This window comes from Streptomyces sp. NPDC020362 (genome assembly GCF_040642095.1).
Lineage (GTDB): Bacteria > Actinomycetota > Actinomycetes > Streptomycetales > Streptomycetaceae > Streptomyces.
This window is the reverse complement of record NZ_JBFAET010000077.1, coordinates 1-16,809: the sequence shown is the minus strand read 5'-3', so window position 1 is coordinate 16,809 and position 16,809 is coordinate 1. Positions and strand designations below refer to the sequence as shown.

At 71.7% G+C, this 16,809-nt stretch carries 10 protein-coding genes; 6 read left to right on the top strand and 4 right to left on the bottom strand.

What is annotated here, in order from left to right:
• Positions 1-154 precede the first annotated feature (154 nt).
• Together AB0H32_RS25385 and AB0H32_RS25380 are read left to right on the top strand one after the other, a co-directional pair.
• Entirely contained in the window at positions 155-622 is a 468-nt protein-coding gene (locus AB0H32_RS25385; RefSeq protein WP_361124602.1) for a hypothetical protein, read from the top strand.
• A 116-nt stretch (positions 623-738) separates the two neighbouring features.
• A complete protein-coding gene (locus AB0H32_RS25380; protein ID WP_361124600.1) occupies positions 739-1,287 on the top strand; it encodes a DUF4232 domain-containing protein in 549 nt (182 codons plus the stop codon).
• Positions 1,288-1,563: 276 nt separating this feature from the next.
• On the opposite strand, the gene AB0H32_RS25375 is transcribed toward AB0H32_RS25380, so the two are convergent.
• The 3 genes from AB0H32_RS25375 to AB0H32_RS25365 all read right to left on the bottom strand — a co-directional run bounded on the left by AB0H32_RS25375 (position 1,564) and on the right by AB0H32_RS25365 (position 7,226).
• Positions 1,564-2,031 carry a hypothetical protein gene (locus AB0H32_RS25375; protein ID WP_361124598.1) on the bottom strand — a complete coding sequence of 156 codons (468 nt, stop codon included), beginning with the start codon at positions 2,029-2,031 and terminating at the stop codon, positions 1,564-1,566.
• Positions 2,032-2,681: 650 nt separating this feature from the next.
• Entirely contained in the window at positions 2,682-5,402 is a 2,721-nt protein-coding gene (gene ppdK, locus AB0H32_RS25370) for a pyruvate, phosphate dikinase (protein WP_361124596.1), read from the bottom strand.
• A gap of 603 nt (positions 5,403-6,005) precedes the next feature.
• Complete coding sequence (locus AB0H32_RS25365) at positions 6,006-7,226, bottom strand: ROK family protein (RefSeq protein WP_361124594.1); 1,221 nt, start codon at positions 7,224-7,226, stop codon at positions 6,006-6,008.
• A 120-nt stretch (positions 7,227-7,346) separates the two neighbouring features.
• Between AB0H32_RS25365 and AB0H32_RS25360 the strand changes: the two genes are divergently transcribed.
• The 3 genes from AB0H32_RS25360 to AB0H32_RS25350 all read left to right on the top strand — a co-directional run bounded on the left by AB0H32_RS25360 (position 7,347) and on the right by AB0H32_RS25350 (position 13,165).
• Entirely contained in the window at positions 7,347-8,864 is a 1,518-nt protein-coding gene (locus tag AB0H32_RS25360; RefSeq protein ID WP_361124592.1) for a hypothetical protein, read from the top strand.
• A complete protein-coding gene (locus AB0H32_RS25355) occupies positions 8,861-10,798 on the top strand; it encodes a glycogen debranching N-terminal domain-containing protein (protein ID WP_361124590.1) in 1,938 nt (645 codons plus the stop codon). The genes AB0H32_RS25360 and AB0H32_RS25355 overlap by 4 nt, the downstream gene beginning before the upstream one ends.
• A gap of 702 nt (positions 10,799-11,500) precedes the next feature.
• Positions 11,501-13,165, top strand: coding sequence for a CDP-alcohol phosphatidyltransferase (locus AB0H32_RS25350; RefSeq protein WP_361124646.1), 1,665 nt, complete (start codon positions 11,501-11,503; stop codon positions 13,163-13,165).
• A gap of 494 nt (positions 13,166-13,659) precedes the next feature.
• On the opposite strand, the gene dusB is transcribed toward AB0H32_RS25350, so the two are convergent.
• On the bottom strand, positions 13,660-14,823 hold the full coding sequence (dusB, locus tag AB0H32_RS25345; RefSeq protein WP_361124588.1) for a tRNA dihydrouridine synthase DusB: 1,164 nt from the start codon (positions 14,821-14,823) through the stop codon (positions 13,660-13,662).
• A gap of 393 nt (positions 14,824-15,216) precedes the next feature.
• On the opposite strand from dusB, the gene AB0H32_RS25340 reads away from it, so the two are divergent.
• Positions 15,217-16,659, top strand: coding sequence for an MFS transporter (locus AB0H32_RS25340; RefSeq protein WP_361124586.1), 1,443 nt, complete (start codon positions 15,217-15,219; stop codon positions 16,657-16,659).
• Positions 16,660-16,809: the final 150 nt, after the last annotated feature.

The window sequence follows — 16,809 nt, the reverse complement described above, 5'->3', positions numbered from 1 at the left end:
GGGGGGGGGGTCCCCCCCGCCGGGCTCTCCGGGGGGGGGGCCTGGGGCGCGGGCGCCGGGCCCGGGCGGCCGGCGGGGGCGCCCCCCCGCCCGCCCCCCCGCCGCCAAGTCCGTTGAGGCATCATGGGGTTCATGACCACTTCCCGAAAGGCCCATGCCGCGTAACCGGCCCGGCGCTCTGCGCAGCGCCCGTAGCACCCCCGGCCCGCGCGTCTGGGAGGAGCCCCCTCCGGTCCGCGTTCCCGGCCTGTCCGCCCGCACCAGCCTCGCCGTCCACCGCGCGGAGCGCCTCTCCCCCGGCTTCTGGTACCCGCGCGGTGCGACCGACACCGCCCTCAGGCGCTACCGGGCGTTCCTGCACCCGCCGGGGCGCCGCCCCCGCTACCCCCGCGCGTCCTACTGCGCCGCTTGCCCCGGCTGCGCCCTCGACGACGTACGGGAGGCCCGGGACGCGCTGGCGGAGATCCTGCCGCTGCTCCCTCCCCGGGCGCGGGCCGAACTGCAGCGCGTGCTGACGCCGCTGGACCGCCGCTTTCTGCGCCGCACGCTGCCCGACCCGCTGGCCGGGCCGGCGGCGCCGTGGTGGCACCGGCGGCTGGCTCTCGGCGTGGAGGGCTGGTGAACCCCCGGACACGCCGGGCGGGACTTTTCCCGGCCGCCGGCACAACTTTTCCCGGCGAGGGCGCATCCAACATAGCGTCCTCATCAACCCATTCGCCCGATGGAGGCGGATAGGCCATGTTTCTGAATACTCGACCCCTCTCCCGGAGCGGCCTGGCCGCCGGCCTGACCGTCGCCGCGGCGGCCCTGGCGACGGCGGGCGTCGCATGGAGCGCGACGGCCACGGCGGCGCCGGCCAAGGCGTCCCGGACGTCGGCCGCTCCGCGCACCTGCGCCGTGAACGACCTGTACGTCTCCATGGGCCGCCAGGAAGGCGCGGCCGGATCGCTCTACTGGCCCATACAGTTCACCAACACCAGCACCACCGCGTGCGCCCTGCGCGGCTACCCGGGCGTCAGCGTCCTGGACACCGCGCACCGGCAGATCGGACCGGCCGCCACCCATTCCGGCCGGTCGTACTCCACCGTCACCCTCACCCCCGGGCACTCCGCGTCCGCGGTCGTCCGCACCACCAACGGCCCGATCGGCGGCCCCTGCCTGCGCACCGGTACCTACCTGAGGATCTACCCGCCGGCGTCGTACGACGCCACCCTCGTCCCCGCACGCTGGACGACGTGTTCCCACACCTTCCAGGTCGGCCCGATCAACACGGACGGCAGCTTCTGACCCACCGGCCCCACCAGGCACGCCGAAGGGGCGGCACCCCCGCACAGGGTGCCGCCCCTTCTTCTTGGTGCGCTGGAGGCCGGAGGGCCTAGCAGCGGTCGCTGCCCTCCGGCTGGGTCGCGGCGCGGCCGGCCCCAAGGCGCTGGACTCCAGATATCTGCCTGTCAGCGTCTCTCGTTTCGATCAGTCTCAACGCTGCAGGCCCTCTACACTCGGTTTAACCCTCGCGTGCGTGGCCCGCGCCGTCGTCATCCTCCGTAACCGTGATCGTGACGGTTAGCAGCTTTGGAGGGTGCCGGTCTGCACGGTTTGCAGAACGGTCGAGGTTATATCCGTGGTGCCCTGCGGTGGGTCCGAGGAGTCGACCTCCCGCAGCCCAGCTCTGTCGCCGCCCACCTGCTTCTCCCACGCGACGTTTTGGGAGTCCAGGAATCTGACGAAAACCGTGCCGGTGAGGTTGTACCGCGATAGCTGTTGAACCTGCTCCCATCCACAGGGGGCGACCACGGGGAAGCGCATATACTCATGGATGTCTTTGAACACCATGACCAGGTTGGTGATCGTCTCCTTACTGAGGTTTTCGATGGTCAGTGACTGGTTGTCCATGAACTCGTAAGTCACAAGGGAAGCCTGAGATTTCCTGGCCGCTTCATCGGCTCGCCGCTGCACCGCTTTGGACCGACTGTCGGCGTTGTGGGCGATCAGGCCCGTGAAGATGGAGTTCCCGAGCGCGAGGACCGCCACGATCAAGCTTCCCCAAACCGTCCATGCTGAGAGATCCCGCCGCTTTCTGGGAGCCGGCTCCGTTGAGGCAGGGGATTCCGGTATGTCGGGGCCCATACCCTCAGGTCTACACCCCTGCTCCGCTCCCGGCTCGGCTGGATGCTCTACGCGGGTGACGGGAGCGGAGCCCGCTGAACGCTCCTACAGTCGATGCACCCTCTGGGCGGCCGTCTGTGCGGCGCGCGCACGGCCCGCTGCCCCGTCCAAGCAGCGGGCCTCGGCATCCCAGCGACGCAAAGGGTGGGCTCCAGTGCTCACCCCTGCCGTGCCGCACTGGTGCCAACAAGCGGGTTACGCGGACTCGGTTCCGCCAGGGGCGCGCCCGGTACGCGCCCTCGGCGGCTGCCACGGCGCGTGACGGGGCCCAGCCGCGCCGGGAGGGCACAACGGCTCCACGCGCGTTCAGCGGCAACCAACGCCAACAAACGCCGTTTTGCCTGTTCAGCGACATAGCTTGACAGCCTCCGCAGATCATGCACGAAGGGGCGGCACCCCCGCACAGGGTGCCGCCCCTTCTTCTCGTGCGCCGGAGCCGCCGCCGATCGGTCTGAGGGTCGGGGACCGACGACGGCTCCGGGGTCCGGGCGGGCGGCGGTGCTGCCGCCCTCGGCTCAGCGGTGGTCGCTGCCCGCCGACTGGGTGGCCGCGCGGCCCGCCTCCAGGCGGGCGACCGGGATGCGGAACGGGGAGCAGGAGACGTAGTCCAGACCCACCTCGTGGAAGAAGTGGACCGACTCGGGGTCGCCGCCGTGCTCGCCGCAGACGCCGAGCTTCAGGTCGGGACGGGTCTCGCGGCCCGCCTTCGCCGCCGCCTTCACCAGGGAGCCGACGCCGTCCCTGTCGATCGTCTCGAACGGGGAGACTCCGAAGATGCCCTTCTCCAGGTAGGCCGTGAAGAAGGAGGCCTCGACGTCGTCACGGCTGAAGCCCCACACCGTCTGGGTCAGGTCGTTGGTGCCGAAGGAGAAGAACTCCGCCGCCTCGGCGATCTGGCCCGCGGTCAGCGCCGCGCGCGGCAGCTCGATCATCGTGCCGATCGCCAGCTTCAGCTCCGTGCCGGTGGCCGCCTGGACCTCGGCGATGACCTGGTCGGCCTCCTCGCGGACGATCTCCAGCTCCTGGACGGTGCCGACGAGCGGGATCATGATCTCGGCGCGCGGGTCGCCCTTGGCGTTCTTGCGCTCGGCCGCGGCCTCGGCGATGGCGCGGACCTGCATGGTGAACAGACCGGGGATGGCCAGGCCGAGGCGCACGCCGCGCAGGCCCAGCATCGGGTTCTGCTCGTGCAGCCGGTGCACCGCCTGCAGCAGGCGCAGGTCGTTCTCGTGCGGCTCCTGGCGGGACTCGGCGAGCGCCACGCGGACGGAGAGTTCCGTGATGTCGGGCAGGAACTCGTGCAGCGGCGGGTCCAGGAGGCGGACGGTGACCGGCAGGCCGTCCATCGCCTCGAAGAGTTCGACGAAGTCCTTCTTCTGCAGCGGAAGAAGCTGCTTGAGGGACTCCTCGCGCTCCGTCTCGGTGTCGGCGAGGATCAGGCGCTCCACCAGCTCACGGCGGTCGCCGAGGAACATGTGCTCGGTGCGGCACAGACCGATGCCCTGGGCGCCGAAGCGGCGGGCGCGCAGCGCGTCCTCGGCGTTGTCCGCGTTGGCGCGCACCCTGAGGCGGCGCTTGCGGTCGGCGAAGGCCATCATGCGGTGCACGGCCTCGACCAGCTCGTCCGCGTCGTCGGCGCCCGGGTGCATCCGGCCCTCGAAGTACTCCACGACCGGGGAGGGGACCACCGGGACCTCGCCCAGGTAGACCTTGCCACTGGAGCCGTCGATGGAGATCAGGTCGCCTTCCTCCACCACGTGGCCGCCGGGGACCGTCATACGGCGGCGCTTGGTGTCGACCTCCAGCTCCTCGGCGCCGCAGACACAGGTCTTGCCCATGCCGCGCGCGACGACCGCCGCGTGGGAGGTCTTGCCGCCGCGCGAGGTCAGGATGCCCTCGGCCGCGATCATGCCGTCCAGGTCGTCGGGGTTGGTCTCGCGGCGGACCAGGATGACCTTCTCGCCCGAGCGGGACCACTTGACGGCGGTGTACGAGTCGAAGACCGCCTTGCCGACCGCGGCGCCCGGCGAGGCCGCGATGCCCCGGCCGACCTGCTCGGCCTTGGCGTGCTCGTCGAAGCGCGGGAACATCAACTGCGCCAGCTGGGCGCCGGTGACGCGCTGGAGGGCCTCCGTCTCGTCGATCAGGCCCTGGTCGACGAGCTGGGTGGCGATGCGGAAGGCGGCACCGGCGGTGCGCTTGCCGACGCGGGTCTGCAGCATCCACAGCTGGCCGCGCTCGATCGTGAACTCGATGTCGCAGAGATCCTTGTAGTGGTTCTCCAGCGTCTCCATGATCTGCATCAGCTGGTCGTACGACTTCTTGTCGATCGACTCCAGCTCCGCGAGCGGGACCGTGTTGCGGATGCCCGCCACCACGTCCTCGCCCTGGGCGTTCTGCAGGTAGTCGCCGTAGACGCCCTGGTGGCCGGAGGCGGGGTCGCGGGTGAAGGCGACACCCGTGCCGGAGTCCGGGCCGAGGTTGCCGAAGACCATGGAGCAGATGTTCACCGCGGTGCCCAGGTCACCGGGGATGCGCTCCTGACGGCGGTAGAGCTTGGCGCGGTCGCCGTTCCAGGAGTCGAAGACCGCCTTGATGGCGAGGTCCATCTGCTCGCGCGGGTCCTGCGGGAAGTCCCGGCCGGCCTCCGCCTTGACGATCTTCTTGAACTTGGTGACCAGCTTCTTCAGGTCGGCCGCTTCGAGGTCGGTGTCGACGGTGACCTTCTTGGCCGCCTTGGCCGCGTCGAGGGCCTCCTCGAACAGCTCGCCGTCGACGCCGAGGACGGTCTTGCCGAACATCTGGATGAGGCGGCGGTAGGAGTCCCAGGCGAACCGGTCGTCGCCGGCCTGCTTGGCCAGGCCCTGCACCGACTTGTCGGAGAGGCCGATGTTCAGGACGGTGTCCATCATGCCGGGCATGGAGAACTTGGCACCGGAGCGGACGGAGACCAGCAGCGGGTTGTCGGCCTGGCCGAGCTTCTTGCCCATGGTCTGCTCGAGGGAGTCGAGGTGCGCACTCACCTCGTCACGCAGTGCCACCGGCTCCTCGCCGCTCTCCAGGTAGACCTTGCAGGCCTCCGTGGTGATGGTGAAGCCGGGAGGGACCGGCAGACCGAGGTTGGTCATCTCGGCGAGGTTGGCACCCTTGCCGCCCAGGAGGTCCTTGAGGTCCTTGTTGCCCTCGGTGAAGTCGTAAACGAACTTCGCTACGTGGGGTTCTTTGTTTTCCGACACGGGTCTCGACTCCTTGAGGCCGCGGTGGCTGCCCTGACGGCGAGGAACATACCCAGATCGAAGGCTTCTGGGTACGTCCACTCGTGCGTCATGAGCCTGTAACCGGTCGTCCGCCAGCGGATCGAAAGTCAAAGCTTGGCAACTATTGCCCGCGATATGTGTTCACTTCTTGAACGCAACAGTGCCCACAGGTGGGGTTTTCTGCTCAGATGAGCGGCTCTCGGCACGTCTGATTTCGATCGATGAACGATCAAAGGGTGGCACTGAGTGCCAGCCCTTGGAGAAGTGCAGTCGCCCAAGATCCGCTCATCTGAGCGCAACCCTTATCAAGGGTGGCGAGAATCACGCTGCCACAGGCGACCGGATTTCACCATGCGGACGGGTTCCGAGACCGGAAACGGGCGGAAACACACCTGTCACAGGGCTGCTCACCACGGGCCGGCCACCGCACCGGGCTGCTCACGGCACCAAGCCGCTCGCCGCCTCCCGGGCCGGTCACCGCTCCCCGAGCCCACCGCCGCGGGCCGGTCAACCACTCCCCGGACCAGTCGCCGCCGCCGGGCCGGTCACCACCCCCGGGCCAATCACCGCTCCCCGGGCCGGTCACACGCCCAGCGCGGTGAGCCGCTCCTCCACCCGCTCAGGTGCGTACAGGTGCTCCACGACCAGCGCACCCGCACCCATCAGCCCCGCCCGCTCCCCCAGCCTCGAGGTCACGACGTCCAGGTGGGCCGTGGAGCGGGGCAGCGCCCGCTGGTAGAGCAGCTCCCGGACGCCGGTGAGGAAGGGCGTTCCGGCCAGATCGCCCGCGATCATCAGCACGCCGGGGTTGAGCAGGGTCACGACCGTCGCCAGCACGTCGCCGACCCTGCGTCCGGCCTCCCGGGCCAGCGCCGCCGCCTCCGGATGCCCTGCGGTCAGCAGGTCCCGCACGTCCGAACCGGAGGCGGCCGGCACACCGGTCTCCGCCAGCCGCCGGGCCACGGCGCCACCACTGGCGACGGCGGCGAGACAGCCGTACGACCCGCACCGGCACAGCGCGTCCGCGCCCACCCGGATGTGCCCGATGTCGCCCGCGCCGCCGTCGATGCCCCGGTAGACGGAGCCTCCGACCACGACCCCGGCGCCGATGCCCGTGGACACCTTGACCAGGACGAAGGCCGAGCAGTCGGGGTATCCGGCGCGCTGTTCGCCGTAGGCCATGAGGTTGGCATCGTTGTCGACCAGAACCGGGACCGCGGGGGCGCCGGTGTGCTCGGTGAGGGCGCGCGAGAGGCGGCCCCTTATGTCGTAGCCGTCCCAGCCCGGCATGATCGGCGGCTGGACCACCCGGCCCGTCTCGCTGTCGACCGGCCCCGGCACGGCGAGCCCGATCCCGCAGACCTCCTGGGCCCGGTGCCCGACCTTGGTCAGCAACTCGGCGAACCAGTGGCCCAGTTCGGCGAGGACCGGCTCCGGCCCCTCCTCGACGACGAGGGTCCCCGAGTGCTCGGCGAGGATCTCGCCGGTCAGGGTCAGCACGGCCGCCCGGGCGTGCCGGGTGTCCAGGTCCGCGGCGAGGACCACGGCGTGGGAGTCGTCGAACTCCAGGGTGATGGCGGGACGTCCGCCGAGCGGGGAGCCGACCGGGCCGCCGGCACCCTCGCGCAGCCAGCCGGCCCGGAAGAGCCGGTCGAGGCGCTGGCCGACGGTGGCCCGGGACAGTCCCGTGGCCTGCTGGAGCGCGCCGCGCGTGACGGCTCGTCCGCTGCGCACGAGTTCGAGCAGATCGCCGGCGCTCGCCTGGCTTCCACTCCGTCCGGTTCTGCCGGGCCGTCCAGTCATGCGCACCCCCTTGTGTTTCCCAAGCATGCATTACATATTGGGTTTTGCGTGTTAAATAGACGTAACCCTACGGTGGCCGCAACCAAACCCGGTCGGCCGGACGTCTTCGGGGAGCCCCGAGTGGATCGCACTGCCCAGCTCACTGCCCGTCTCCCGGAACGCGAGATCGCATACGATCCGCCGACGCGGCTGCTGTCGCTGCACGTCAGGGCCGCACAGGTGCTCGACGCCAACTGGACGGGCAGCTCGACGGTCCCCTCCCGGAGCCTGTATCCGCACCAGTGGTCCTGGGACTCGGCGTTCGTCGCGATCGGCCTCAGGCACGTCTCGCCGCTGCGCGCGCAGACGGAGCTGGAGACGCTGCTGGCGGCCCAGTGGGGCGACGGGCGCGTCCCGCACATCGTCTTCAACCCCTCCGTACCGCTCGACGCGTACTTCCCGAGCCCCGACTTCTGGCGCTCCTCGACCGCCGGGCACGCAGCGGGCGCCCCGCGCACCGTACAGACGTCGGGCATCGTGCAGCCACCGGTGCACGCCCTGGCCGCCTGGCTGGTGCACTGCGCCGACCCGGGGCTGTCGCGGGCCCGCGGCTTCCTCGCCGGGGTGTATCCGCGGCTGGCCGCCTGGCACCGGTATCTGCTGCACCGCCGGGATCTGGGCGGGGGCGGCCTGGTGTCCGTCGTGCACCCCTGGGAGCAGGGCATGGACAACAGCCCCTGCTGGGACGCCCCGCTCTCCCGCGTCACGCCCGCCCCGGCCCGCTCCTTCCGCCGCGCCGACCTGGACCACGGCGCCCCCGAGGACCGGCCGACGGACCTGGACTACGGGCGGTACGTGCGGCTGGCCGCGGACTACCGGGACCGCGAGTACTGGGACCACGAGTACCGGGATGGGCCGGGCGGGAAAAGCGGGCATGGGCCGGGCGGGGGACACGGGGCCGGGCCGAGTGGGGAACACGCGGCCGGGGATGCCGAGTTCGCCGTCGAGGACCCGGCGTTCAACGCCCTGCTGATCGCGTCCGAGCATGCGCTGGCGCGGATCGCCGCGGAGCTGGGCGCGGCCGGTACCGCCCGCCACGCGCGCGCCGAGCGGCTGACGGCGGCTCTGGTGGAGCGGCTGTGGGACCCGGCGAGCGGGATGTTCCTGTGCCGGGACCTGCGCGGCGCCGCCCTGATCCCCGAGCGGAGCGTCTCCGGCCTCGTCCCGCTGCTGCTGCCGGGGCTGCCCCGCCGCGTTGCCGTCGCCCTCGTCCGCACGCTGTGCGGCCCGCACTTCGGGCTGGGCGGCAGCACGGCGCTGGTCCCGAGCTACGACCTCCTCGGCGAGGCCTTCGACCCGCACCGGTACTGGCGGGGCCCCGCCTGGTTCAACACGAGCTGGCTGCTGGAGCGGGGACTGCGCGCCCACGGTGAGCGCGAGCGGGCCGACGCGCTGCGGGAGGCGGTGCTGCGGCTGGCCGAGGCCGCCGACTTCGCCGAGTACGTCGATCCCCGCACCGGGGAGGCCTGCGGCGCGACCGGCTTCGGCTGGACGGCCGCGCTCGCGCTGGATCTGCTGCATGAGCGCCCCGGACACACCGTGTCCCCCACGGCCACGGGCGCGTTCGACACGAGGGACAAGGGAGGGGACCGGGAATGACGGACCGGCATCACCTGCTCGTGCACGGGGCGACGTTCGCCGCCGTGGGCGACCGGGGCGACATCAGCGGGGTGCGGGGCAACGGCTCCCCGGACGGATTATTCGTACGCGACGCCCGGCATCTCAGCCGCTGGCAGCTCACCGTCGACGGCGCGGTGCCCGAGGTGCTCTCCCCGGTCACGGACGGCGACGCGGCCCGCTGCGTGCTGGTGCCGCGCGGCGGCCGGCAGGAGCCGCCCGCCCACACCGTCTTCCGGGAACAGGCCGTCGGCGACAGCTCGTTCGTCGAGTCCCTGCGCGTGTCCAGCAACCGCCCGGTGCCCACCACCGTCCGTCTCGCCATCACCGCCGACGCCGACTTCACCGACCAGTTCGAACTCCGCTCCGACCACCGCACCTACGTCAAGGCGGGCGCCGTGCGCTCCCGCCAGGTCCTGGACGACGGCATCGAGTTCGTCTACCGGCGGGCCGAATGGCGCTCCTGTACGACCATCACGGCCGACCCCGCCCCGAGCACCGTCGAGGAGACCGGCACCGGCGCACGCCGCCTGGTGTGGACCCTGGACCTGGAACCCCATGGCACGACCGAGCTGACGCTGCGCGTGATGGCCCGCCCGCACGGCGACAAACGCGCCCTGCGCGTCCCGCGCTCGCCCTCCTCCGTGAACGAGCAGCTCCTCGACCTGGAAGGCAGGTTCGTGGAGGGGGTGGCCTTCCCGACCGGCTGGCCGGAGCTGGCGGCCGCCTGCGCCCGCGGGCTGGCCGACCTGGCCGCGCTGCAGGTGACGGCGACCGGACCGGACGGCGAGGAGCTGCGCGTACCGGCCGCGGGCGCCCCCTGGTTCCTCACCCTGCTCGGCCGGGACGCCCTGCTCACCGCCCTGTTCGCGCTGCCGTACCGCCCTCAGCTGGCCGCGGCGACCCTCCCGGCGCTGGCCGCGACCCAGGCGACCCGCACGGGGGTGTCCTCCGTCGCCCAGCCCGGCAAGATCGTGCACGAGGTGCGCCACGGCGAGCTGGCGCACTTCGGCCAGGTTCCGTTCGGGCGGTACTACGGCTCGGTCGACGCGACCCCGCTGTTCCTGATCCTGCTCGGCGCGTACGTCGAACTGACCGGCGACGCCGGCCTCGCCCGCCGGCTGGAACCGCACGCCCGCGCGGCGATCGGCTGGATGCTGGACCACGGCGGGCTGACCACGCGCGGGTATCTCGTCTACCGCGCCGACGAGGGCGGCCTCGCCAACCAGAACTGGAAGGACTCCCCCGGCGCCATCTGCTGGTCCGACGGCACCCGGCCCACCGGCGCGGTGATGGCGGCGGGCGCCCAGGGCTATGCGTACGACGCGCTGCGCCGCACGGCGTGGGTGGCGCGCACGGCGTGGGCCGACGAGACGTACGCCGCCCTGCTGGAACAGGCGGCGGCCGACCTGCGCGACCGCTTCCAGCGGGACTTCTGGATGCGGGAGCACTCCTTCCCGGCGCTCGCACTGGACGGGGAGGGCAACCAGGTCGACGCCCTGGCGTCCGACGCCGGGCACCTGCTGTGGTCGGGACTGCTGGACAAGGAGTACGGGGAGGTGGTCGGCCGGCGGCTGCTGGACCCGGACTTCTTCTCCGGCTGGGGCGTACGCACCCTGGCGTCCGGCCAGCCGGCGTACCACCCGCTCTCCTACCACCGCGGCTCGCTCTGGCCGCACGACAACGCGCTGATCACCCTGGGCCTGGCCCGCTACGGCCTGCACGACGAGGCCCGCACGGTGGCGCACGCCCTGGTCGACGCGGCCACGGCGGCCGGCCACCGGCTGCCGGAGGTGCTGGCGGGCTACGGCCGTGACACGCATCCCGAGCCGGTTCCCTGCCCGCACGCGTGCGTCCGCGAATCGCGGTCGGCGGCGGCGCCGCTGGCGTTGCTGACAGCAGTTGGCGGCGCGTAGCGGTTGCGCACGGTCGGGATGCCGCCGCCGGGGCCCCGCGTCCCCGCGGGGCCCGGTTGTTTGCCCGGTGTTTGCCAGGGGCCCTGAACAGGGGCGAGGGAGCGGCCGTACGAAGATGGTGGCGGGCCGGGCGGGCTCGTCATGGCTTTCGCACGGAAGGACCTCCGGTTGCCTCAGCACACGAGCACGCGACAGTCACCGGCCACGGCCGGGGTGACCGAGGATCTCCCGGAGAAAACCGAGGCGGCGGCGGGTCCCGTGGAGCCCGCGGCCGCAGCGCAGCACGGCGGGCCTGCCGCCGAGGAGGTGGTCGAGACCGTCACCGAGGAGGAGCAGGCCGCGGCCGACGCCAAGGAGGCGGCTGCGGCCGACGCCAAGGAGGCGGCTGCGGCCGACGCCAAGGAGGCGACTGCGACCGGAACCGAGGCGGAGGCTGCAACCGGACCCAAGGAGAAGGAGGCGGCGGCCGAACCCGGCGAAGCCGCCACACCTGCTGCCGACGAAGCAACCGCGCCCGCTGCCGACGAAGCCGCCACACCCGGTGCGGACGAAGCCACCACACCCGCTGCCGACAAAGCCCTCATACCCGCCGCACCCGGTGCGGACGAAGGCGCCGCATCCGGTGCCGACGAAGCCACCGCGCCCGCCGTCTCCCGCCCCGCCCGGCGTGGTTGGACCCCCTGGACCTCCTGGTCCGTGTGGATCCGCCGTCGGCGGCAGGCGCACCCGGCCGTCGCCCGAACCCTCTCCGTCACCGTCACCGTGCTCGCCGCCGCCCTGGTCGTCGCCGCGCTCGTGCTGCCCAACACGGTCGTCGGGCTGGGGCCGTCGAAGTTCATGCGGATACCCGCGGAGGCGGTCATCGGGGCTGCCGTGATGCTCGCGCTGCCGCGCCGGCCCCGGATCGTGCTGGCTGCCGTGTCCGGGGTCGCACTGGCCGCGCTCACCGTGCTGAACCTGCTCGACATGGGCTTCAACCAGTATCTCGGCCGCGGCTTCAACCCCGTCCTCGACTGGAGCCTGCTCGGCGACGCCCAGTCGTATCTGGAGGACTCGCTGGGCCGCACCACCACCCTCGCCGTGACGGCCGGCCTGATCGCCCTCGTCCTGCTGCTGTTCGTGCTGCTGGCACTGTCGACCGTCCGGCTGAGCAACCTGCTCGCCCGGCACTCCGGCACCGCGACCAGGGGCACCCTGATCGCCGGCGTCGTCTGGATCACGTGCTCCTCGCTCGGCCTGCAGGTCTCCGGCGTCCCGATCGCCGCGGACCGCACCGCCACCGCGCTGAAGTGGCAGGTCCGGCAGGCGCGGAACACCCTGCGGGACGAGGCGGAGTTCCAGAAGGTGGCCAAGGTCGACGCCTTCGGGAACACCCCGCCCGCCCAGCTGGTCCCGGATCTGCGCGGCAAGGACATGATCTTCACGTTCATCGAGAGCTACGGCCGCAGCGCGATCGAGGACCCGATCATGGCGCCCGGCGTCGACAGCACCCTGGCCGCCCGCACCCAGGCCCTGGCCAAGGCGGGCTTCCACGCCAAGAGCGGCTGGCTGACGTCGGCGACCTACGGCGGCAGCAGCTGGCTCGGCCACTCCACCACGATGTCGGGTCTGTGGATCAGCAACCAGCAGCGCTACCGCACCGTCATGGCGAGCGACCACATGAGCCTGACCGACGCTTTCAAGAAGACCGGGGCCTTCGACACCGTCGGCGTCATGCCGGGCGTGCAGAAGGGGTGGCCGGAGCAGAAGTGGTACGGCCTCGACAAGGTCTACAACGCTTTCCAACTCGGCTACAAGGGCCCGAAGTTCAGCTGGTCGACCATGCCGGACCAGTACGCGCTGCAGCAGTACCAGGACCGGGTGCACAGCAAGAAGCCCGCCGACGGCAAGGCGCGGATGTCGCTGCTCATCCTCACCTCCAGCCATCAGCCCTGGGCGCCGATCCCGAAGATGGTCGGCTGGGACCAGCTGGGCGACGGCTCGATCTTCAAGGGCATCCAGGCGGCGGGCAACAAGCCGGCCGACGTCATCGCCGACACCACCAAGTCCCGCCAGGAGTACGGCAAGTCGATCCAGTACTCGGTGACCGCCCTCACCCAGTGGCTGACGCGCTACGGGAGCGACAACACGGTCCTGGTGTTCCTCGGCGACCACCAGCCGATCGCCCGCGTCAGCGGGAACCACGCCAGCCGTGACGTGCCGGTCTCGATCGTGGCCAAGGACCCGAAGGTTCTCGACAAGATCGCTGCCTGGGGGTGGACGGACGGACTGCGTCCGGCCCACAACGCCCCGGTCTGGAAGATGAGCGCGTTCCGCGACCGCTTCCTGACGGCCTACGGCTCGACCCCCCACCCGAAGAAGGGCTGACGACCGAAGTCACCTGCCACCCCTCTTCATCCGACCAAGCCACCTGCCCGCCACCCTCAGCCGACCGAGCCACCCGCCAGGCACCTCTCCAGCCGACCGAGTCAGCTGCCCGCCCTGCTTCCATCCCACCGAGTCGCCTGCCGGGCACCCCCATCCCACTGAGTCGCATGGTGGGGCTCTCTCATCCCACTGAGTCGCGTGGTGGGGCCCTCTCATCCCACTGAGTCGCGTGGTGGGGCCCTCTCATCCGACCGAGTCGCGTGGTGGGCACCTTCCCATCCCACCGAGTCGGGTGGTGGGCACCCTCCCATCCCACCGAGTCGGGTGGTGGGTGGGCGAGGACGGGGTCCGGGGCGGAGCCCCGCGGCGGTCGCCTCCTGGCCGACCGAGTCGGGGGGGCGGGTGGGCGAGGACGGGGTCCAGGGGCGGAGCCCCGGGCAGCGAGGTCCGGGGCAGAGCCCCTGGCGGGGTCCGGGGCGGAGCCCCGAAGACGGTCAGCCGCCCGACGTGTCGAGTTCCGCGTCCTCGCCGACGCCCGCGCAGTCGTACGGGTCCTTCAGCCAACCGTCCGGCAGCACCACCCGATTGTTGCCGGACGTCCGACCGCGAGGCCCGTCCGCGCCGACGGGCCAGTCCTGGTCGAGGTCCAGCTCGTCGAGCCCCGCCCGCAACTCCTCCAGCGAGGAGGTGATCGCAAGCCGCTTGCGCATCTCGGAGCCGACCGCAAAGCCCTTCAGGTACCAGGCGACGTGCTTGCGGAAGTCGATGACGCCCCGCGACTCGTCGCCGATCCACTCACCGAGGAGGGTGGCGTGGCGGACCATGACGTCGGCCACTTCACGCAGAGTCGGCCGCGCACTGCACCCGTCGGTGCCTGCGCCGGCGGCACCCGCTTCCGTACGCCCCTCGAAGGCCGCCACCAGATCCGCGAACAGCCACGGCCGGCCCAGGCAGCCGCGGCCCACGACCACCCCGTCGCAGCCGGTCTCCCGCACCATCCGCAGCGCGTCCTCGGCCGACCAGATGTCGCCGTTGCCGAGGACGGGGATCTCCGGCACGTGCTCCTTGAGGCGGGCGATGGCGTCCCAGTCGGCGGTCCCGCCGTAGTGCTGGGCGGCCGTGCGGCCGTGCAGCGCGATCGCCGTGACGCCCTCCTCGACGGCGATACGGCCGGCGTCCAGGTAGGTGATGTGGTCGTCGTCGATGCCCTTGCGCATCTTCATCGTCACCGGGAGGTCTCCGGCGCCGGAGACCGCCTCGCGCAGGATCGCGCGCAGCAGGTTCCGCTTGTAGGGGAGGGCCGAGCCGCCGCCCTTCCGCGTGACCTTGGGGACGGGGCAGCCGAAGTTCAGGTCGATGTGGTCGGCCAGGTCCTCCTCCGCGATCATGCGGACGGCCTTGCCGACGGTCGCCGGGTCGACGCCGTACAGCTGGATCGAGCGCGGCTTCTCGGTCGCGTCGAAGTGGATCAGCTGCATGGTCTTCTCGTTGCGCTCGACCAGCGCCCGGGTCGTGATCATCTCGCTGACGAACAGGCCCTTGCCACCGCTGAACTCCCGGCACAGGGTGCGGAAGGGTGCGTTGGTGATCCCCGCCATGGGTGCGAGCACGACGGGCGGTACGACGGCGTGCGGGCCGATGGAGAGCGGGTGGGTCATCAGACGGCTCCGGGACGGATGTACGACGGGAGGCAAGGAACCATTGTCCCTCACCCGTCCGGCAGCTCCGCCGGCCGCTCCGGCCGCTCCTCGCCGTCCTCGTCGGCGGGGTGTGGGCGATGACCCGGCGGGCCGGTGCCTGCGGGGCCGGCCACATGGTGCGGCGCTCCGGGCGGCTCAGGCCGGCCACCGGGTGGAGGCAGCGCTTGACGTGCGCAGACGCCGGCGCGACGTCGTGCCGCTCCCGCAGCCCGCGTAACTCCTCGAAGGCCTGAGCGCCGGCCGTGCAGGCGGCCGGGCAGGCGTGGCTCGGGGCAATGGGCTTGCGGTTGCCGTGACCATGTAATAGTCATTAGTTAGACGCACTATCGAAATCGCCATAGGATGGTACGCATGCCCGAGCTGAGCCACCGCAGACGCATGCTCGTGCTCGCGATCTGCTGCATGAGCCTGCTCATCGTGAGCCTCGACAACACCGTGCTGAACGTCGCGCTGCCCTCGATGCAGCGCGAGCTGCACGCCGTCACCTCCGGCCTGCAGTGGACGATCGACGCGTACACGCTGGTACTGGCCTCGCTGCTGATGCTGGCGGGCTCGACTGCCGACCGCATCGGCCGCAAGCGGGTCTTCATGGCCGGTCTGGTCGTCTTCTCGATCGGTTCGCTGCTGTGCTCGCTCGCGCCCAGCCTCGATCTGCTGATCGTCTTCCGCATGGTCCAGGCGGTCGGCGGCTCGATGCTCAACCCGGTCGCCATGTCGATCATCACCAACACCTTCACCGCCCCGCGTGAGCGTGCCCGCGCGATCGGCGTGTGGGGCGCTGTGGTCGGCATCTCCATGGCGGCCGGCCCGCTGGTCGGCGGCCTGCTCGTGGAGTCGGTCGGCTGGCGTTCGATCTTCTGGCTCAACCTCCCGGTCGGCCTCGCGGCCCTGCTGCTCACCCTGCGCTTCGTCCCCGAGTCCCGTGCGCCCAAGGCCCGCCGCCCCGACCCGGTGGGCCAGGTGCTGGTGATCGCCCTGTTCGGCTCGCTGACGTACGCGATCATCCAGGCGCCGGGCTCGGCGCCCGGTGCGGTTCTCCCCTTCGGCGCGGTGGCGTGCGCCGCCCTGCTGGGGCTGCTGTGGTACGAGCCCCGGCGCGACGAACCCCTCGTCGACCTGCGCTTCTTCCGGTCCGCGCCGTTCAGTGGCGCGACCGTGATAGCGATCAGCGCGTTCGCGGCGCTGGGCGGCTTCCTGTTCGTGTCCACGCTGTACCTGCAGAACGTGCGCGGCCTGGACGCCCGGCACGCGGGCCTGTGGATGCTGCCGATGGCCGCACCGACGTTCCTGTGCGCCCCGCTGTCCGGGCGGCTGGTGGGGAGCCGGGGGCCGCGGCTGCCGCTGCTGGTGGCCGGCACCGCGATGACCGCGAGCGGGGTGCTGTTCGCGGCCTTCGAGGCGGAGACGTCGAACGTCACGCTGTTCGCGGGCTACGTGCTGTTCGGCATCGGCTTCGGGTTCGTGAACGCGCCGATCACCAACACGGCGGTGTCCGGGATGCCGAGGGCCCAGGCCGGGGTCGCGGCCGCCGTCGCCTCCACCAGCAGGCAGCTGGGCCAGACGCTGGGCGTGGCGGTCGTGGGTGCCGTACTCGCCTCCGGGGTGGGCTCGTCGTCGTACCGGGACGCGTTCGTGTCGGCCGCCCGGCCCGGATGGTGGATCCTCACGGGGTGCGGGCTGGCCGTGCTGGTCGTCGGGACGGTCACCAGCGGACGGTGGGCCCGGCGGACCGCCGAGCGTACGGCCGAGAACCTGTCGTCACCCGAGGTGCGGGAGGTCGTGGCGGCCTCCTAGCGCGCCCGGCCGCGGGAGCCGTCCTCGCGGCCGGGACGAGTCCCTTCCCGCGGCTCCGCGCACCGGGGTGCTGGGACCGATCATCGGACGGCGAACCGGCCACGCGTACGTATACCCCCAGAAACGTTCTGGACCGGGACGATGGTTCCA

Coding starts and splice junctions, on each gene's coding strand:
- AB0H32_RS25385 (WP_361124602.1), top strand. CDS start 155: ATGCCGCGTAACCGGCCCGGCGCTCTGCGCAGCGCCCGTAGCACCCCC.
- AB0H32_RS25380 (WP_361124600.1), top strand. CDS start 739: ATGTTTCTGAATACTCGACCCCTCTCCCGGAGCGGCCTGGCCGCCGGC.
- AB0H32_RS25365 (WP_361124594.1), bottom strand. CDS start 7,226: ATGACTGGACGGCCCGGCAGAACCGGACGGAGTGGAAGCCAGGCGAGC.
- AB0H32_RS25355 (WP_361124590.1), top strand. CDS start 8,861: ATGACGGACCGGCATCACCTGCTCGTGCACGGGGCGACGTTCGCCGCC.
- dusB (WP_361124588.1), bottom strand. CDS start 14,823: ATGACCCACCCGCTCTCCATCGGCCCGCACGCCGTCGTACCGCCCGTC.
- AB0H32_RS25340 (WP_361124586.1), top strand. CDS start 15,217: ATGCCCGAGCTGAGCCACCGCAGACGCATGCTCGTGCTCGCGATCTGC.